Origin of the sequence: Nocardioides sp. J54 (assembly GCF_000519005.1) — a bacterium.
Lineage (GTDB): Bacteria > Actinomycetota > Actinomycetes > Propionibacteriales > Nocardioidaceae > Nocardioides.
Window position 1 is genome coordinate 193,004 of the sequence record NZ_JAER01000001.1, and the last position, 18,460, is coordinate 211,463.

Here is an 18,460-nt window from a genome sequence, read left to right on the forward strand (position 1 = left end):
AGGTTGTCAAGAAGAATCCTTGGATAGGCTATCCTAAGTAAGGATGTGCTACCTTCCTGCACGCCGGCCTCGGGACCCCGGCGAGCAAGCCTGCTGGCGTGAGCCCTGTCGCTGAGGAGCGAACCCTTCATGACCCACCCCCCGGTCCGTGGTGCGCGGGCGCTCGTCCCGCTGGTCGTCGCCGTGCTGGTGCTCGCGCTGGCCGGGTGCGGGCTGTCCGCGCCGGACTCGGGCAACGGCGGGGACCGGGAGGCCGGCAAGGCCGCGCCGCGCCTCGCCGACGTCGAGCCGCTGGCGGACCCGCGGGAGTGGAAGGGCGCGTCGAGCGCGGTCGTCGCCGACTCGGCGGTCGAGCCCGTCGCCTCGCCCACCCCGGAGCTGCCCGTCACCGTCACCGACAACCAGGGCACCGAGGTGACGGTGGAGGACGCCAGCCGGATCCTCGCCCTCGACGTCTACGGCACCCTCGCCCGCACCGTGTTCGAGCTCGGCCTGGGCGACAACGTCGTCGGCCGCGACACGACCACCCAGTTCGCCGAGGCCGCCGACCTGCCGCTCGTCACCCAGAACGGCCACGACCTCTCCGCCGAGGCGATCCTCGAGCTCGACCCCACCGTGATCCTCACCGACACCTCGCTGGGCCCGTGGAACGTCGTGCTGCAGATGCGCGAGATCGGCATCCCCGTCGTGGTGCTCGACTCCCACCGCGGCCTGGGCAACGTCGACTCCCTGATCACCGACGTCGCCGAGGCGCTCGGGGTGCCGGAGGCGGGCCGGGCGCTGGTCGAGCGCACCAGCGCGGAGGTCGACGAGGTCCGCGCGGTGCTGGAGGAGGTCGCGCCCGAGGACGTGACCGACCAGCTGCGCGCCGTCTTCCTCTACGTCCGCGGCCAGGCCGGCGTCTACTACATGTTCGGCGCCGAGTCCGGTGCCGAGGGCCTGATCGACGCCCTCGGCCTGTACGACGTCGCCGCCGAGATCGACTGGAGCGGGATGAAGCCCGTCACCGACGAGGCGATCATCGCCGCCCAGCCCGACGTCGTCCTGATGATGAGCGGCGGCCTGGAGTCCGTGGACGGCGTGCCCGGCCTGCTCGAGCGGCTGCCCGCCCTGGCCAACACCCCGGCCGGCGAGCGCGAGCGGTTCGTCGACATGGAGGACTCGCAGATCCTCGGCTTCGGACCGCAGACGGCCGAGGTGCTCAACGCCCTCGGCGTCGCCATCTACGCACCCGAGGCGCTGAGGTGAGCGCCGCGCCCGGCACCCTGCCCGAGGCCCCCGACGCCCGCCAGCGCGAGGCCGGTACGCGCGGCAGCTGGCGCACCAGCCTCACCAACCGTGTGGGCCTGATCTCCACCCTCGCTGTCCTGCTGGTCGTCGCGGTCGTGCTCGGTGCCGGCCAGGGCCAGATGCAGATCCCCGCCTCGGAGGTGCTCGGCTCGGTGCTGCACCGCCTGGGCCTCGACGTCGGCCCGCTGCCCAGCCACCCCCGTGGCGAGGGCACCCTCTGGGACGTCCGGTTCCCGCGCGTCGTGCTCGCCGTGCTGGTCGGGGCCTCGCTGGCCACTGCCGGTGCGGTGATGCAGGGCGTGTTCGGCAACCCGCTGGCCGAGCCCGGCGTCGTCGGCGTCGCCTCCGGCGCCTCGGTCGCCGCCGGTGCGGTCCTCGTCTTCCACATCTCCTTCCTGGGCTCCTGGACGATCGCGTTCGCCGCGTTCCTCGGTGGCCTCGCCGCTACCACGCTGGTCTACCTGCTCTCCCGCGCGGGCGGCCGCACCGAGGTGGTCACCCTGGTGCTGACCGGCGTCGCGATGAACGCGATGACCTCGGCCGCGCTGGCCTTCCTCATGTTCCTCGGCGACCAGCAGGCCCGCGAGGAGATCGTCTTCTGGACCCTCGGCAGCCTCAACGGCACCCGCTGGGAGGCCGTCGCGGTGGTCGCACCACTCGCCGCCGTCGGCATCGTCGCCGCCCTGCTGCTGGCCCGCTCGCTCGACCTGCTCGCACTCGGCGACCGCGCTGCCTTCCACGTCGGCCTCGACGTCGAGCGGCTGCGGATGCTCGCCATCGTCGTGGTCGCCGTGCTCACCGCCGCCGCGGTCGCCTTCGCCGGGACCATCGCCTTCGTCGGCCTCGTCGTGCCGCACCTGGTGCGGATGATCGCCGGCCCCGGCCACCGGCTGCTGATCCCGGCCAGCGCGCTCGGCGGCGCGGTGCTGCTGACCTTCGCCGACCTGTGGGCGCGCACCGCGATCGACAACGCCGACCTGCCGATCGGCATGCTCACCGCGCTGGTCGGCGGTCCCTTCTTCTTCTGGCTCATCCGGCGCTCGCGCCGCTCCGCGGGAGGCTGGGCATGAGCGCGATCGAGGCACGTGGCATCGAGGTCGTCCTCGGCGGGAACCAGGTCCTGCGCGGCGTCGACTTGGCCGTCGAGCCCGGTGAGCTGGTCGCGCTGGTCGGACCGAACGGCGCCGGCAAGTCCACGCTGCTCTCGGTGCTCTCCGGTGACGTCGCCGCCACCGCGGGCAGCGTCGACCTCGACGGCCGACCGCTGGCGTCGTACTCGGCCCGGGCGGCGGCACGCCAGCGCGCGGTGCAGCTGCAGCACCAGGGCCTGGCCTTCGGCTTCCGCGTCCACGACGTCGTGATGATGGGCCGCAGCCCGTGGTACCGCACCCCCCGGTCGGCCGACGACGAGGACGTGGTGGCGGACGCGATGCGCCGCACCGACGTCGGCCACATGGCCGAGCGCTCCTTCCCGACGCTGTCGGGCGGGGAGCAGGCGCGCACGTCGTTCGCCCGCGCGCTGGCCCAGCAGACCCCGGTGCTGCTGCTCGACGAACCCACCGCGGCGATGGACATCCGGCACCAGGAGGCGGTGCTCGAGGTCGCCCGGACCCTGGCGCGCGAGGGAGTCGCGGTGGTCGTCGTGCTGCACGACCTGTCGCTGGCCGCGGCCTACGCCGACCGGATCTGCGTGCTGAGCTCCGGCACCGTGCGCGCCGAGGGCCCGCCCGCCGAGGTGCTCACCTCGTCCCTGCTCACCGACGTCTACCAACACCCCGTGGAGGTGCTCGTGCACGACGGCTACCCGGTGGTGGTGCCGGTCCGGCGCCGCAGCCCCGAGAACCCGGTCGGTGGACCCGTCGTCGAGGAGGCGCTGCGATGACCGCCCGCCGTCCCGCCCGGCTCGCGGCGCTGGCCCTCGTGCTGGCGCTCGTGGGCCTGTCCGGCCTCGCCCCGGTCCCGGCTGCGCACGCCGCGGCCCGGGTGACGGTCGTCAACGACCAGGGCACCGCGGTCATCGACCCCACGTACGCGACCCGGCTCAGGGTCAGCGGGCGTGGCTTCCAGTCGGTGCGGGGCGGCCACGGCGGCATCTACGTCTTCTTCGGCACCGTCAGCGGCCAGTGGCGGCCCAGCAAGGGCGGCTCGACCGGCGAGAACTACTTCTACGTGCCGGACAGCGAGTCGAGGAACAACGCCGGCCACCAGGCCTACGTCGCCTTCCCCGGCTCCGACACTGCAGGCTCCGCCAACGGCGGCGTCGTGACCGCGGACGGCCGCTGGTCGACGACCATCAACGTGCCCGGTGCGACCTTCCGGTCCGTCGACCGCAAGGGGAAGATCCGGACCGTCGACTGCCGCAAGGTGACCTGCGGGATCATCACGGTCGGCGCCCACGGTGTCGCCAACGACGCCAACGAGACCTTCACCCCGGTCGCGGTCCGGGACCTGTACGGCGGGAGTGCGCCCTCCGGCACCAGCGGCGCCGAGTCCGACGACGTCGCCACCCCGAACGCGGCCGTGGAGGCTGCCGACGACACCGCCAGGCCGGGGAAGCCCGCGAAGCGGGTGAAGCCGGTGCTGTCCGTCGATCGCCGCGCCGCCGTCGCCGGACGGGTGCTGTCCTTCACCGCCCGCGGCCTGCCTGCGGGCGCCCAGGTCTCCGCCGTGCTCGACGACGGCGTGGTCGCCGCCGGCCCGTTCCTCGTCGGCGACGCCGGCCAGGTCACGGGGGTGCTGACCCTGCCGCTCGACCTCGGCTCCGGCACCCACGAGCTGCGGCTGTTCGGCCTCGACGCCGGCGCGGGCGCCGACGGCGAGGACGCCCCCGTCGTGCGGTTCGCGGTGGCCGCGGCCGACGACACCGCGCCGGCTGCCGCCGAGACCACCGACGCGGACGACGAGGTGGCAGCCGACCGGCTCGGCATCGCCTTCTTCGTGCTCGCCGCGCTGGTCCTGCTCGGTGCCGTGGCGCGCCTCGTCCTGGTCGCGCGGCCGCGGAGGTCCGCCGATGCGGCCTGAGACCTCGCCGACGACGATCGTGCGGCGCTCGCTCGCTGCGGTCCTGGCCGTGCTCGGCCTCGTCGCCTGCGCCATCGGCATGGCCTCCGTCGGGGCCGGCGCCGCGGTCGCCGGCGAGCCGGCCGCAGAGGCGACGAGCACGACGGAGCCGACGCAGCCGACGGAGCCGACGGAGCCGACGGAGCCGACGGAACCGACGGCGACCGGGGACCCCACAGGCGATCCGGACGCGACGGACGGCCCCTCCGTGCAGCCGTCGGACGACCCGCCCCAGGACCCGACCGACGAGCCGAGCGACGAGCCCAGCTCACCGCCCGCCGACACCCTCGAGCACCTGACGAGCGCCGTGCTGCGCTGGGGCCTCAACAACGAGTCCAACACTGCGGCGTACAACCCCGGCACCTACAACTTCCTGGTCGCCGGCCGGATCCCCGACCCCGGCAAGGGCGGTCAGCTCATGCCGGCGTCGCGCTGGAAGCAGAAGGTCGGCAACGTCGCGGTGGAGAAGTGGAACGCCGCGAAGAAGGCCTGGCGCCCGGCCACCTGGAAGGGCCTGCGCACCGACAGCGGCGGCAAGGACCTGCGCATCGGGACCCCCAGCGAGCACCAGCTGGTCTTCTCGCGTGGCACCGGCACGCTCGACCGCGCCGCCGGCACGGCCCGCATCGCCTGGGACGGCGACGCCACCGTCGTCTACTACTCCGGCGTCAGCTTCTTCTACCTCTCCGACCCCGTGCTCACCATCGCCGAGGGACGCGGGACCCTGACCGCGACCCTCGGGGGCTTCGGGTCGTCCCAGGAAGACATGTCCCTCTGGCTGCCGCTGCCCGAGACGGAGGTCACCGTCGCCACGCTCTCGAACGTCCGCCTGGTCGGGGACGGCTTCACGGTGACGCCGGACTACCGCGGCGTCGCCGTCGAGCTGGAGACAGGCACCCAGAAGCGCGACGCGAAGGGGTGGGGCGCCTTCCCGCAGGGCTGGGTGAGCTTCATGGAGCAGGTCGGCACCGCGAGCTTCTGGTACACCAGCGGTGGTTTCGCCGACCCCAACAAGGAGCCCCTGCCCGTGACGGTGGCGTGGCGTGCCGACCGCGCCGTGGCACCGACACCCGCGCCGACGGCAACGGCACCCGCCGAGGTCGAGAACAGCGCGCCCCCGCCGCCCGGCGCCGGCGGGGCTCCGCTGGCCGTGGGCGGCCCTCCCGTCGGCAGCGGCGCACTACCTCCCGTCGCGGCGTCGGCCGCGCCCGGCGCCCAGCCCGGGTCGCTGCTGGCGCGCCCCGAGCCCCACGTGGCCCTGCAGCCGATGTCCGCCCCGGTGGCTGCACCCGCCGACCGTGCCTGGACGTGGTGGGGCGGCGGCGCGCTGCTCCTCCTCGCCGCGGCCGCGCTCCTCGTCCCCGGACCGCTCCCGGTCCGGGGACGTCCCTGAACCCCGTCTCGACGACGAGAACCCCAAGAAAGGGAGATCCCATGTCCACTCTCACCCCACGGCGTCGCTCCCGGCTGCGTGCCGGTGTCGCCGCGGCGGCGGCCGCAGGCCTCACCGCTGCTGGTCTGAGCCTCGTCCCCGGCCTCACGGCCCCGGCCCAGGCCTCCGCCGCCAGTCCGGAGCTGACCTGGAAGGTCTCCGGGTGGTTCGACAGCCACCTGGGTACCCACAGCTGGACCGGTGGCGTCACCGAGAGCGAGGACGGCGTGCTGACCTTCCGCGGCGGTGAGCGCCGCCTGGTCGAGGGCGTCGAGCAGGTCGAGTACGACGGCTCGGTGACGGGTGCCTTCGTGTACGGGGGCACGCGACACTACTCGGTCACGATCGCCGATCCGGTGGTCGTGATCGACGGCGCGGAGGGCGCGATCAAGGCGACCGTGTCCGCGACCGTCAACGAGGAGCCGGACACCCCCGCAGCGCAGGTCACGCTGACCACGTTCGACGCGAGCGCGGCGACCGGGACGCCGGGAGAGGGTCTCGAGTCCCTCGTCGCCACCCCGCGCTGGGCTGACGTCCTGCAGGCGGCGGACGCGCCGGAGGGCCTGCTCGACGCTGACAAGCCGCTCGAGGGCAAGTCCTGGGACATCTCGCTGCTGTCCCACCTGCCGAAGAGCCTGCGGGCGCACTTCCACAAGACCTCGACCTCGGCGAGCCAGGAGACGAAGGCGCCGGCCGAGTTCACCGCCGAGGTCCCGGACACCTACACGGTCGACTCCAACGTCACCGTGACCACGACCTCGCAGGGCACCTCGGGCGCCACGATCCGCGCCACGGGCACCGGCTTCGTCCCGCCGGTGATCGGCGACTTCGGCATCTACGTCGTGGTCGGCGTGGCCGGTGGCCGGCCTGAGGGTCAGTCCGCAGCAGAGGGCATCGAGAACTCCGTCGCTGCGGCCTGGCTGGCGAAGACGCCCACCCCGGGTGCCACGGGTCACCTGGACAACGGTGCCTTCACGCTCGACCTGACCCTGCCCGCCAAGAAGCTGGTCAAGGGCAAGAAGTACGCCGTCTACACGTTCCCCGCCCACTCCGGGCCGCGGACCTACGAGACCGAGACCCCGATCTCGATCAGCTGGGACAAGGTGTTCCCGAAGGCCGCGACCACCGCGAAGATCAGGGTCGTCAAGGCCCCGACGACCAAGGCGAGGGGCAAGATCGTCGTCACGGTCAAGGGTGGCGCGAAGAAGCCCTCGGGCAAGGTGCGGGTCACCTACGGCGGCGGTCGCCTCAACGGCAAGGTCGTCAAGGTCGCGAAGAACGTGCGCCTGAACTCCCAGGGCGCCGTCACGGTGGTCCTGCCGAAGTCGGCCAGGGGCAAGCGCACCGTCAAGGTGCGCTACCTCGGCGACAGCACGCACAAGGCCAGCGCGACGGTCGCGAGGACGATCACCGTCAAGAAGAGGTGAGCCGTCGGGTCGGTCCCCGCGCAGCGGGGACCGGCTCAGGCCAGCCTCACGCGCCCGGGCCCCCGGCGCCGACCGCCCGCAGCACGAACGACTCGATCGCTGCCGGCGGCAGGTGCCGGGGGCTCAGGCACGCGTGGACCAGCGACAGCGTGGAGTCGAGGTCGTCGAAGGCCATCTGACCGCCGTCGCGGCCGCGCTCGAGGATGCCGCGCAGCACGCCCTCGACCGCGACCACGTGGTCGCGGATCTCCAGGCGGGCGGTGGGGGAGAGCACGCCGTACAGCGCGGGGCCGAAGCCCATGTGGAACTTCTCGCCCGCGGCGAGGTGGTGGCGCACGTAGGTGCGCAGCTGCTGCACCGGGTCGTCGGACCCGGCGAGCGCCGCCTTCAGCTCGGACATGTAGGCCTGCGTCTCGTGCGTGGCGAACGCGACGAGCACGGACTCCTTGTCCGGGAAGTGGTGGTAGATCGCGGTGCGCCCGATGCCGGCGCGCTCGGCGATGTTGCGCATGGTGATGGCATCGAAGCTGCCCTCCACCATGAGCTCGGCGAACGCCTCGAAGATGCGTCGCTGCAGCTGCTCGCGATGAGCGCTGAGCGTCTCTCCCTCGATGCGTGGCACGTGTCGAAGCGTAGCGCCGGCGTCCACGGCACCCGTGGTCGTGCGTCGCTGCCGCCGCTGCCCGTCGCCCGCCAGGGCGACCGCGGGGTGCTTCCCGTCCGGGTGCGGGTCAGATGCGGGGCACGACCCGGCCGAGCAGGTCGCCCATCCGGGTGGCGGCGGCACGACCGGCCTCGAGCACCTCGGCGTGGTCGAGCGGGGCGTCGCTGATCCCGGCAGCGAGGTTGGTGACCAGGCTGATGCCCAGCACCTCCATGCCGGCTTCGCGGGCCGCGATCGCCTCGAGCGTGGTGCTCATCCCGACCAGGTGGCCGCCGAGGATGCCGGCCATCCGGACCTCGGCGGGCGTCTCGTAGTGGGGGCCGGGGAACTGCACGTAGACGCCCTCGTCGAGGCCCGGCTCGACCTCGCGGCACAGCTCGCGCAACCGCGAGGAGTAGAGGTCGGTGAGGTCGACGAACTTCGCGCCGACGATCGGGGACCGGCCGGTCAGGTTGATGTGGTCGCTGATCAGCACCGGGGTGCCCGGGGTCCACGTCTCCTTCAGCCCGCCGCAACCGTTGGTGAGCACGATCGCCCGGCAGCCTGCGGCCGCCGCGGTGCGCACGCCGTGCACCACGGCCGCGACGCCGTGACCCTCGTAGTAGTGGGTGCGGCTCAGGAAGGCCAGCAGGTGCCGGTCGCCGTCCTCGCCGGGGAGCCGGATCGAGCGGACCTTGCCGGAGTGCCCGACGACCGCCGACGCCGCGAAGCCGGGCAGGTCGGTCACGTCGATCTCGGTGGTGTTCTCACCGGTCGGGTCCAGCGCCTCGGCGGCCGGCAGCCAGCCGGAGCCCAGGACGAGCGCGACGTCGTGGCGGGCGACGCCGGTCAGCTCGGCGAGGCGGGCGGCGGCCTCATCGGCCAGGGCGTACGGCGTGGGGGAGTCGGTCACGGCGCGAGACTACTCGCCGCAGCGAGGGCCGGTCCGCTCACCACGTGGCGACGACGGACTCGGGGACGTAGCCGTGCCGCACCCGCTGCGGGTGGTTGCCGACCTCGAGGTAGGCGAGCTCCTCGCCGGTGCGGGTGGAGAGCACCGCGACGGCGTCGTCGTCGGACAGCGAGACCCAGCAGGTGTCGTCGAGACCCTCGGTCGACCAGTACGGCTTGCCGTAGCCGTGGCCGGTCGTCTCCTCGTCGAAGTACGTCGCCTCGCCGGTCTCGGCGTCGACCAGGGCTGCGTAGTCGTCCATCGTGCCGGCGACGCACAGCGTTCGCCCGTCGCCGCTGATCGCGATGCCGTGGTGCGCGGAGTCGTTGACGTAGGCCTCACGCATCATCGTCGGCACGCGGTTCTCCAGCTCGACGACGTCGACGACGGCGCCCTTCGCGGGCTCCGGCATCCCGCCGAGGGTGTAGTCGGTCGTGCCGTTGAGGTCGGCCGCCTGGGTGTCGAACACGACGTAGCCGTGCAGGAAGGACACCTGCAGGTAGAGCAGCCGGCCGTCCGGGTGCACCGCGACCGGGCGGACCGCGCTGCTCATGCCGGGGTGGCCGGCCTCGGCGAGCTCCTTGCCCAGGTCCCAGCGCTGGAGGACCTCGAAGGTCCCGGCATCGACGTACTGCATCCACCGGTCGGCCTTCACGGCCGCCTCGAGCTTCGACCACGGCAGCGTGCCGAGCAGCTTGTCGAGGCTGAGCAGGTTGACGAGATTGCCGAGGTTGCCGAGGTTGCCGAGGTTGCCGAGGCCCGGCAGGCCACCGAGGAGGCCGCCCAGGTTCAGCTTGTCCAGCGGCAGCCCGAGGAGGTCCCCGTCGGCGGGGTCGAGGTCGTCGAGCGGCGTGTAGACGCGGCCGATCGAGGCGTGCAGGATCCGCTCGCCGTCCTCGGTGTAGTTGCTCTCGTGCGGCGTCTCCCCGGAGGGGAAGGTGCGCAGCCGGTCGCCGACGCGGACCGACTTCCCGTCGAGGGTGCCGTCGATCATCGAGTACTCGATGACCTGGCGGGCGGTGGAGTCGGAGACCAGCAGGCGGGTGCCGTCGTTGGAGACCTGCATGTGGTCGGTGCGGTAGCCGTCCATCTGCTGCTCGCGCACGATCGAGTCGGTGCGGCCGGCGGTCGCCCTGGCGATGTCGATCCAGACCACGTCGGCGAAGCTCGGCCGGGAGACGGCGAGGTACTTGCCGTCCATCGTGGTGAACATGTCGTCGACGTACTGGTTGTGGCCCTGGCCCGGCCCCGCGTTGATCGCGAGGTAGAACACCAGCGCCACCGGGTCACGCAGGATCCGGTTGGTCTCCTCGGCCTTGTCGGGGATGAGGTCCACCCCGCGCTTGAGCACCTCGAGGGTGCGGGCGTCGACGATGCTCGCGGTGCCGTCCCAGTTGTTGCCGACCCACATCACCGAGCGCTGGCCCTCCCCGGCCGGGCGCAGCGCGACGGGCAGGTCGAGGGCCGCGTCGTCCTCGTGGACCCGGGCCTCCTCGGGCACCGGCGAGGTGCCGCAGGCGGCGAGGGCGACGGCGGTGAGGCCACCGGCCACCGCGGTCAGGACACGGGTGAGGCGGGACGTGGTGCGCACGAACGTGACAACGATTCAGGTTCCCCCGAGGTCACGCCCCCGGGGTGGCCGGCGTCACAGCCCGGTCGAGCGGCAGGCGCGTCGGCGCAGCGCCTCGACGTAGTCGGCCGGGGCGTCGGCGGCCTCGGCCGCGTCCGCGATCACGCCGAGGTACGACGCCGAGGGCAGCCCGCCCTCGTAGGCGTCGAGCACGTAGGTCCACGCCACGATCTCGCCGACCATCGTCGAGACCCGCACCTTCGTCTTGCGGTAGAGGCCGGAGTCGGCCGACTCCCACTGGTCCAGGTGCGGCTCGTCGAGCGGGCTGACGTCGTACACGGCGACGAACACGGCGGTCGTCGGGTCCTGCACGATCGTGGCGAGCGCGCCGTCCCAGCCGTGCTCCTCGCCGCCGAAGGTCAGCCGCCAGCCGGTGAGCCAGCCCGTCGTGCGCATCGGCGAGTGCGGGCACCGCTCGGCCATCCGGAGCGGATCGAGGTTGGTGCCGTAGGCGGCGTACGACGTCACCGGGTCAGGTTAGTGCGTCGGCCGGACGATCCCGGGAAGCACGACGCCTCCCGCCCGGGGAGGGCAGGAGGCGTCGTGCCGGTGGCGCGTCAGGCGCCGGTGTAGAGCAGGTGGTTCTCCGGGGTGGCGGGGGAGCAGATGATCAGCAGGATGCAGCTGCGAGCCGTGCCGCTGATCTTGTTCTTCGTCGTGGCGGCGAGGATCGCGTTGCCGACCGCGCTCGGCGACGCCGACGGGTGCGACTGCAGGTAGAGCGCCGCGGCGCCGGCGACGTGCGGGGAGGCCATCGACGTGCCGCTGATGGTGCGGTTGCCGTTGGACAGCCACGCCGAGGTGATGTCGACGCCGGGGGCGAACAGGTCGACGCAGGTGCCACGGTTGCTGAAGCTGGCACGGGCGTCGTTGCGGTCGCTCGCGGCGACCGTCAGCGCGGCGGGCACGCGGGCGGGCGACTTCGAGCACGCGTCGGTGTTCTCGTTGCCGGCCGCGACCGCCATCGTCACGCCGTCGGCGATGACGCGGCTGACCGCGGCGTCGAGGGTGCTGGACGCCCCGCCGCCGAGGCTCATGTTCGCCACGGCGGGCTTGCCCGCCTGGTGGTGGGAGACGACCCAGTCGAGGCCGGCGATGACGGCCGAGGTCGCACCTGAGCCGTTGCAGTCGAGGACCCGGACGCCGATCAGGCGCGCGCTCTTGGCGAGGCCGTAGGTGCCACCGCCGATCGTGCCGGCGACGTGGGTGCCGTGGCCGTTGCAGTCGGTGGCGTCGCTGTCATTGTCGATCTTGTCGGTGCCGGAGGTCGCGCGGCCCTGGAAGTCCGGGTGCGAGGTGAGGATGCCGGTGTCGACGACGTAGACGTCGATGCCGGAGCCGGTGGCGCCGTACGAGTAGGCGTTGTCGAGCGGCAGGTTGCGCTGGTCGACGCGGTCCTGCCCCCAGCTCGGCGTGGGCGTCTGGGTGTCGCTGATCCGCATCGGGCGGTCGAGCTCGACCGCCTTGACCCGCGCGTCGCCGCGCAGGATCGAGAGCAGGGAGTCGGTCAGCGTGGCGGCGAACCCGTTGACGACGTTGTCGTAGACCTGCGTGACGTCGCCGCCCTTGCGGGTGACGAGCGCGTTGGCGGTGGCGCGGGCGTCGGCGCCCGGCTGGAGGGTGACGATCACGTCGAGCAGGCCGGCCGCCTCCGCCTTCGCGGGGGCGGCCTGGGCGGCCGTCGGGACGTGGGTGAGGCCCGCGAGCGCGAGCGCGCAGGCAGCAAGGAATCCGAGAATCCGAGACATGAAGGGAGCACTCCTGTGTCGTGGCGACGGCCCGGTCGGCCGTCGTACCCATGAGTAGGAGGCACTCTGCACCAACGTGATGTGAGACACAAGCACACCCCCGACTAGGCTGGCGCCGTGACCCACTTCGATGTCCTCGTCCTCGGTGCCGGCCCCGGTGGGTACGTCGCCGCGATCCGCGCCGCCCAGCTCGGCAAGTCCGTTGCCGTGATCGAGAAGCAGTACTGGGGCGGGGTGTGCCTCAACGTCGGCTGCATCCCGTCGAAGGCCCTGCTGAAGAACGCCGAGCTCGCGCACACGCTGACGCACGAGAAGGCGAAGTTCGGCATCGAGGGCGACGCGACGATGGCCTACGGCCCGACCCACAAGCGGTCGCGCCAGGTGAGCGCCGGCATCGTCAAGGGCGTCCACTACCTGATGAAGAAGAACAAGATCACCGAGATCGACGGCTGGGGCACCTTCACCGGCCCGAAGACGATCACCGTCGAGGGCGGCGACGGCTCGACGACCGATTACACCGCCGACGACGTGATCATCGCCGCCGGTGCGACCGTGCGCACCGTCCCGGGCGTCGAGGTCAACGGCAAGAACATCGTCAGCTACGAGGAGCAGATCCTCGACGAGAACCTCCCGTCGTCGATCATCATCGGCGGCTCGGGCGCGATCGGCGTCGAGTTCGCCTACGTGATGAAGAACTTCGGCGTCGACGTCACGATCGTCGAGTTCCTCGACCGGATGGTGCCGACCGAGGACGCCGACGTGTCCAAGGAGCTCGCCAAGCACTACAAGAAGCTCGGCGTGAAGGTGATGACCTCGACCGCCGTCAAGGGCGTCGAGGACACCGGCTCCGGCGTCAAGGTCCGCGTCGCCCCGGCCGACGGCGGCGACGAGCAGGTGCTCGAGGCCGACAAGTTCCTCGCCGCGTTCGGCTTCGCGCCGCGCGTCGACGGCTACGGCCTGGACAAGGCCGGCGTCGAGCTCACCGACCGCGGCGCGATCGCGATCGACGACTACTGCCGCACCAACGTCGACGGCGTCTACGCCATCGGTGACGTCACCGGGAAGATGATGCTCGCCCACGTCGCCGAGGCGATGGGCATCGTCGCCGCCGAGACCCTCGCCGGCGCCGAGACCATGCCGGTCGACTACGACTTCATCCCGCGCGCCACCTACTGCCAGCCGCAGATCGGCTCGTTCGGCTACAGCGAGCAGCAGGCGAAGGACAAGGGGTACGACGTCAAGACCGCGTCGTTCCCGTTCTCGGCCAACGGCAAGGCCCAGGGCCTCGGCGAGGCCGTCGGCTTCGTCAAGATCGTCGCGGACGCGGAGTACAACGAGATCCTCGGCGCCCACATGATCGGCCCCGACGTGACCGAGCTGCTCCCCGCGCTGACCCTGGCCCAGAAGTGGGACCTCACCGCCGACGAGGTGGGCCGCAACGTCTTCGCCCACCCGACGCTGTCCGAGGCGGTCAAGGAGGCGATCCACGGGATCGCCGGCCACATGATCAACCTCTGACCAGCCTCTGGACCAGCCTCTGGCGAGCCCGGTCGCAGCCACGACCGAGGACCTTCGGCCCCGTCGGTTGAGTAGGGGGACTCACGCGCGCGTGGGTCCCCCTGCGCGACTGTTCAGGCATGAAGGATCTTCGCCGGGTCGTCGTCACCCTCGTCATCGGTTCGTTCTCGCTCGCCGCGCTGCTCGGCATCGCCGCCCTGCTCGGGGGAGGTGAGTTCACCGAGACGCAGGGGCGCGTGCTGCTGACGACGGTCGTCGTGGGCGTCGAGTCCACCGTCGTCCTGTGCCTGCTGGCCCTCGCCGGGCACCGGTTCTTCCCGGTCTCCGTGGTCGGCGGCCTCGCCTCCGTCGTCGCCACCGGCGCCGCGCTCACCCTCACCTGGGCCGACTTCGCGTGGGACTCCGGCGCGTGGGACACGCTCTGGAAGACCTTCGGCGTCAGCGGCGTCGTCGCCGGCACCGGCGCCCAGCTCGCCCTCCTGGTCGCGCTCACCCTGCGCCCGGGCCGGGCCGCGGGCACCCTGGGCCTCTTGCTCGCCGGCACCGCCGCGGCCGCCGCCGTCGTCGCCACGATGGTGGTCGTCCCGATCCTCGGGGAGTCCGACCCCGGCGGCACCTACTGGCGCACCTTCGGCGTCCTCGCGATCCTCGACGTCCTCGGCAGCGTGGTGCTCACCGCGCTCGGCGCCTTCGGCCGGGCCCGCGTCCCGCGCCCGACCGACGCTGCGGCGACGCCGGCCGAGCCGCTGGCGCTCACCCCCGACCTGCAGGAGCGGGTGGCGTCGTACGCCCGCAGCCGGGGGACGACGCCGGAGCGGGTCCTGGCGGCCGCGGTCGACCGCTACCTTGCGGCCTCCTGACGCGGGACCGGCGGCGCGCGGCGCGGCTGCAAGAATGGCGGGCATGACCCGCGTGGTGATCATCGGTGGAGGACCCGGCGGCTACGAGTCGGCGCTCGTCGCGGCGCAGCTCGGCGCGGAGGTGGTCGTGGTCGACTCCGACGGGATCGGCGGGTCCGCGGTCCTCACCGACTGCGTGCCCAGCAAGACCCTCATCGCCACCGCCGAGGTGATGACCGAGATGTCCGGCGCCAACGAGCTCGGCATCATCGCCGAGCCGCCGCGGATCGACCTCGGCCGGATCAACCAGCGGGTCAAGGCGCTCGCGCTGCGCCAGTCCGCCGACATCGAGCGCCGCCTGGCCCGCGAGGGCGTGCAGGTCGTGCGCGGGCGCGGCCGGCTCGACGGGCCGGGGCGCGTGGTCGCCACCGCGGACGACGGCACCGAGACGTCGTACGACGCCGACGCGGTCCTGCTGGCCACGGGCGCCTCGCCCCGCACGCTGCCCTCGGCCCAGCCCGACGGGGAGCGGATCCTCACCTGGGAGCAGGTCTACGACCTCGACGAGCTGCCGGAGCACCTCATCGTCGTCGGCTCCGGCGTGACGGGCGCCGAGTTCGCCAGCGCCTACCAGGCCCTCGGCATCCCGGTCACCCTCGTCTCCTCGCGCGACCGCGTGCTGCCCGGCGAGGACGCCGACGCCTCCCTCGTCCTCGAGGAGGTCGCGAAGCGGCGCGGCATGACGGTCCTCGGCAAGTCCCGGATGGAGTCGGTGACCCGTGACGGTGACGTCGTCACCGTGCGCCTCACCGACGGTCGCGAGGTCACGGGCTCGCACTGCATCCTCGCCCTCGGCTCGGTCCCGAACACCGAGGGCATCGGGCTGGAGGAGGCCGGCGTGATCCTCAAGGACGGCGGCTTCGTCAACGTCGACCGCGTCTCGCGCACCTCCGCCCGCGGGGTGTACGCCGCCGGCGACTGCACCGGCGTCTTCATGCTCGCCTCCGTCGCCGCCATGCAGGGCCGGATCGCGATGTACCACTTCCTCGGCGACGCGGTGGCGCCGCTGGACCTGAAGAAGGTCGCCTCCAACGTGTTCACCGCCCCCGAGATCGCCACGGTGGGCTGGACGCAGAACGCGATCGACGCCGGCGAGATCGAGGCGGCCTCGATCATGCTCCCGCTGCGCGGCAACCCGCGCGCCAAGATGCAGGGCGTCGCGGACGGCTTCGTGAAGCTCTTCTGCCGCCCCGGCACCCGCATCGTCGTCGGGGGAGTGGTGGTCGGCCCGCGCGCGAGCGAGCTGATCCACCCGGTCTCGCTCGCGGTCGCCGAGTCGCTGACCGCCGACCAGGTGGCGCAGGCGTTCACCGTCTACCCGTCGATGAGCGGCTCGGTCGCGGAGGCGGCGCGTCGCCTGCACCAGCACTGACCTCGCAGCACCGGGCACCACTGTCCACGACCTCCGGCCACTTCCGCCGGCACCGGGACGTGGTGAGAGAATCGGGGCCATGCGCGTGCACCTCGGCTGCGACCACGCCGGCCTCGAGCTCAAGTCCCACCTCATCGGCTGGCTGACCGAGCACGGCTACGAGCCGGTCGACCACGGTCCGTTCACCTACGACGCCCTCGACGACTACCCGGTGTTCTGCCTGCGGGCGGCCGAGGGCGTCCGTGCCGACCGCGAGGCCGGCCTCGACAGCCTCGGCGTCGTCATCGGCGGCTCCGGCAACGGCGAGCAGATCGCCGCCAACAAGGTGAAGGGCATCCGGGCCGCGCTGGCCTGGTCGGAGGAGACCGCGAGCCTGGCCCGCGAGCACAACAACGCGCAGGTCGTCGCCGTCGGCGGCCGGATGCACACCCTGGACGAGATGACCCGCCTGGTCGAGGTCTTCCTCACCACGCCCTTCCCGGGCGACGAGCGGCACGTGCGCCGGATCGGCCAGATGGAGTCCTACGAGACGACCGGAGAGCTCCCGCCGCTGCCCGAGAGCGCCCTCGGGCACGAGGCCTGATGCCCGAGGGGCACACCCTCCACCGCCTGGCCGACCAGCTGACCGCCGTCTTCGGCGGCCACCTCGTCCGTGCCGGCAGTCCCCAGGGACGCTTCGAGGCCGGGGCCGGGCAGGTCGACGGCACCCGGCTCCTCGACGCCGACGCGTGGGGCAAGCAGCTGTTCATCCGCTTCGAGGCCGACCGGCTCGTCCACGTCCACCTCGGGCTCTACGGCCTCTTCGACGTGTACGACGACGTCGACTCCGTGCCCGACCCGGTCGGCCAGGTGCGGCTGCGGCTGGTGCGTCCGGAGGCCGAGCGGCCCGCGGCGTACGCGGACCTGCGCGGCGCCACCCGCTGCGAGCTCGTCACGCCGGCCGAGCGGGACGCGGTCGTGGCGCGGATCGGCCCCGACCCCTTGCGCGAGGACGCCGACCCGGACCGGGCGTGGCAGCGGATCTCCCGCAGCAGCGCCCCCATCGGCACCCTGCTGATGGACCAGTCGGTGCTCGCCGGGGTCGGCAACGTCTACCGCGCCGAGGTGCTCTTCCGCCACCGCATCCACCCGCTGCGCCCCGGCAACACGATGCGGGTCTCGCAGTGGCGCGCGATCTGGGACGATCTGGTCGTGCTGATGCAGGAGGGCGTGCGCACCGGGCGGATCGACACCGTCCGCCCCGCCCACCTGCCCGAGGCGATGGGCCGGCCCCCGCGGGTCGACGACCACGGCGGCGAGGTCTACGTCTACCGGCGGGCCGGCCAGCCGTGCCACGTGTGCGCGCGGCCGGTGCGCACCGAGGTCCTCGGCGGGCGCAACCTCTTCTGGTGCGCCCGCTGCCAGCCGGCCTTCCGCAGCCGCGCAACGGGGCGCCGATGAGGCGCGGGCGGCGCTGGCTGACATCGGACCGCGGCACGGCGCTGCTGCTCGGCGGGTTCTCGACGGCCGTGCTCGTGCTGATGGCCGTGCTGCCCGACGACGTGCCGCTCGCACTGGTCTTCCTGCCGATCGTCCTGGCCGTGCTGCTGCTCGGCAACAGCGTGCTGCCCTGGTACGCCACGTGGATGCTCGCGGCCCTCACCGTCGCGGCCTTCCTGCAGGACTCCTGGTCGGCGCGCACGATCGTCGGCCTCGTCGTCATGTACGCCGTCACGCTCGTCGTGCTCGTCGTGACCGTGCGCCGCCGCGGCGGCCTCGGCGTCGCCCGGCAGCGGGGCGAGTCGATGCTGGTCGACCTGCGCGACCGGATCCTCGCCCAGGGCGAGATCCCGCAGCTGCCGTCGTCGTGGCTCGTCGAGTCCGCGCTCTCCTCGGCCGGTGGCTCGGCATTCGCCGGTGACTTCTTCGTCGCGACGGGGAGCGACCACGGCCGCCGCATCGACCTCGTGGTCGTCGACGTGTCCGGCAAGGGGGAGGCCGCGGGCACCCGCGCCCTGCAGCTGTCCGGCGCGATGGGCGGCCTGCTCGGCGCGCTGCCGCCGGACCGGTTCCTCCCGGCGGCGAACGGCTACCTGCTCCAGCGTGCGTGGGAGGAGGGCTTCGCGACCGCGGTGCACGTCTCGATCGACCTCGCGACCGGGCTCTTCGAGCTCCGCAGCGCCGGGCACCCACCCGCCGTCCAGCGCCACGCCGGTTCCGGCCGGTGGGAGGTGCTGCGCGCCGACGGTCCGGTGCTGGGCATCGTCGAGGACGTGGAGTACGACGCCTGCCACGGCCGGCTCGACCCCGGCGACAGCCTGCTCCTCTACACCGACGGCATGGTCGAGGAGCCCCGGCGCGACATCGAGCTCGGCATCGACCACATGATGGGGGCGGCCGAGTCCCTGCTGCGCCGCTCCTGGGACGGGTTGACCGGCCGGCTGGTCGGCGCCGTCGGCTCGCCGGACGACGACCGCGCGCTGCTGCTGGTGCACCGCCGGCCCTGAAGC

At 72.9% G+C, this 18,460-nt stretch carries 17 protein-coding genes; 12 read left to right on the forward strand and 5 right to left on the reverse strand.

The window, feature by feature from the left end; all coding sequences use genetic code 11:
* Positions 1 to 129 precede the first annotated feature (129 nt).
* The 6 genes from NOCJ54_RS0100845 to NOCJ54_RS0100870 all read left to right on the forward strand — a co-directional run bounded on the left by NOCJ54_RS0100845 (position 130) and on the right by NOCJ54_RS0100870 (position 7,209).
* The gene (locus NOCJ54_RS0100845; protein WP_036516326.1) at positions 130 to 1,248 is read left to right on the forward strand and encodes a heme/hemin ABC transporter substrate-binding protein; all 1,119 of its coding nucleotides are present in this window, start codon (positions 130 to 132) and stop codon (positions 1,246 to 1,248) included.
* Positions 1,249 to 1,340: 92 nt separating this feature from the next.
* On the forward strand, positions 1,341 to 2,360 hold the full coding sequence (locus tag NOCJ54_RS0100850; RefSeq protein WP_269634504.1) for a FecCD family ABC transporter permease: 1,020 nt from the start codon (positions 1,341 to 1,343) through the stop codon (positions 2,358 to 2,360).
* Positions 2,357 to 3,172, forward strand: a complete 816-nt coding sequence (locus tag NOCJ54_RS0100855) for a heme ABC transporter ATP-binding protein (protein ID WP_051485326.1) — start codon at positions 2,357 to 2,359, stop codon at positions 3,170 to 3,172. Before NOCJ54_RS0100850 ends, NOCJ54_RS0100855 begins: the two co-directional genes overlap by 4 nt.
* On the forward strand, positions 3,169 to 4,311 hold the full coding sequence (locus NOCJ54_RS0100860; protein WP_051485327.1) for a hypothetical protein: 1,143 nt from the start codon (positions 3,169 to 3,171) through the stop codon (positions 4,309 to 4,311). Before NOCJ54_RS0100855 ends, NOCJ54_RS0100860 begins: the two co-directional genes overlap by 4 nt.
* Complete coding sequence (locus tag NOCJ54_RS27905) at positions 4,301 to 5,743, forward strand: hypothetical protein (protein ID WP_157514750.1); 1,443 nt, start codon at positions 4,301 to 4,303, stop codon at positions 5,741 to 5,743. The genes NOCJ54_RS0100860 and NOCJ54_RS27905 overlap by 11 nt, the downstream gene beginning before the upstream one ends.
* Before the next feature lie 41 nt (positions 5,744 to 5,784).
* On the forward strand, positions 5,785 to 7,209 hold the full coding sequence (locus tag NOCJ54_RS0100870; protein ID WP_028653941.1) for an HtaA domain-containing protein: 1,425 nt from the start codon (positions 5,785 to 5,787) through the stop codon (positions 7,207 to 7,209).
* Between the two features lie 46 nt (positions 7,210 to 7,255).
* On the opposite strand, the gene NOCJ54_RS0100875 is transcribed toward NOCJ54_RS0100870, so the two are convergent.
* From NOCJ54_RS0100875 to NOCJ54_RS23210, 5 genes are all read right to left on the reverse strand, one after another.
* A complete protein-coding gene (locus tag NOCJ54_RS0100875) occupies positions 7,256 to 7,831 on the reverse strand; it encodes a TetR/AcrR family transcriptional regulator (RefSeq protein WP_028653942.1) in 576 nt (191 codons plus the stop codon).
* A 109-nt stretch (positions 7,832 to 7,940) separates the two neighbouring features.
* Positions 7,941 to 8,765, reverse strand: coding sequence for a purine-nucleoside phosphorylase (locus NOCJ54_RS0100880; RefSeq protein ID WP_028653943.1), 825 nt, complete (start codon positions 8,763 to 8,765; stop codon positions 7,941 to 7,943).
* Between the two features lie 37 nt (positions 8,766 to 8,802).
* The gene (locus tag NOCJ54_RS23205; protein ID WP_051485329.1) at positions 8,803 to 10,395 is read right to left on the reverse strand and encodes a hypothetical protein; all 1,593 of its coding nucleotides are present in this window, start codon (positions 10,393 to 10,395) and stop codon (positions 8,803 to 8,805) included.
* A 54-nt stretch (positions 10,396 to 10,449) separates the two neighbouring features.
* Positions 10,450 to 10,902, reverse strand: coding sequence for a gamma-glutamylcyclotransferase family protein (locus tag NOCJ54_RS0100890; RefSeq protein WP_028653944.1), 453 nt, complete (start codon positions 10,900 to 10,902; stop codon positions 10,450 to 10,452).
* Between the two features lie 89 nt (positions 10,903 to 10,991).
* Entirely contained in the window at positions 10,992 to 12,182 is a 1,191-nt protein-coding gene (locus tag NOCJ54_RS23210) for a S8 family peptidase (protein WP_084254839.1), read from the reverse strand.
* Positions 12,183 to 12,299: 117 nt separating this feature from the next.
* Here NOCJ54_RS23210 and lpdA point away from each other — a divergent pair, with 117 nt between their 5' ends.
* The 6 genes from lpdA to NOCJ54_RS23215 all read left to right on the forward strand — a co-directional run bounded on the left by lpdA (position 12,300) and on the right by NOCJ54_RS23215 (position 18,457).
* Complete coding sequence (lpdA, locus tag NOCJ54_RS0100900; RefSeq protein ID WP_028653945.1) at positions 12,300 to 13,700, forward strand: dihydrolipoyl dehydrogenase; 1,401 nt, start codon at positions 12,300 to 12,302, stop codon at positions 13,698 to 13,700.
* Positions 13,701 to 13,819: 119 nt separating this feature from the next.
* Entirely contained in the window at positions 13,820 to 14,560 is a 741-nt protein-coding gene (locus NOCJ54_RS0100905; protein ID WP_028653946.1) for a hypothetical protein, read from the forward strand.
* Positions 14,561 to 14,603: 43 nt separating this feature from the next.
* Positions 14,604 to 15,971 (forward strand): NAD(P)H-quinone dehydrogenase, encoded by a 1,368-nt coding sequence (locus NOCJ54_RS0100910; RefSeq protein ID WP_028653947.1) that lies wholly within the window; start codon positions 14,604 to 14,606, stop codon positions 15,969 to 15,971.
* 79 nt (positions 15,972 to 16,050) lie between these two features.
* Positions 16,051 to 16,554: a ribose-5-phosphate isomerase gene (locus NOCJ54_RS0100915; RefSeq protein ID WP_028653948.1), complete on the forward strand. Its 504-nt coding sequence runs from the start codon at positions 16,051 to 16,053 to the stop codon at positions 16,552 to 16,554.
* Positions 16,554 to 17,411 (forward strand): Fpg/Nei family DNA glycosylase, encoded by an 858-nt coding sequence (locus tag NOCJ54_RS0100920; protein WP_028653949.1) that lies wholly within the window; start codon positions 16,554 to 16,556, stop codon positions 17,409 to 17,411. The genes NOCJ54_RS0100915 and NOCJ54_RS0100920 overlap by 1 nt, the downstream gene beginning before the upstream one ends.
* A complete protein-coding gene (locus NOCJ54_RS23215; RefSeq protein ID WP_157514751.1) occupies positions 17,408 to 18,457 on the forward strand; it encodes a PP2C family protein-serine/threonine phosphatase in 1,050 nt (349 codons plus the stop codon). Before NOCJ54_RS0100920 ends, NOCJ54_RS23215 begins: the two co-directional genes overlap by 4 nt.
* Positions 18,458 to 18,460 lie beyond the last annotated feature (3 nt).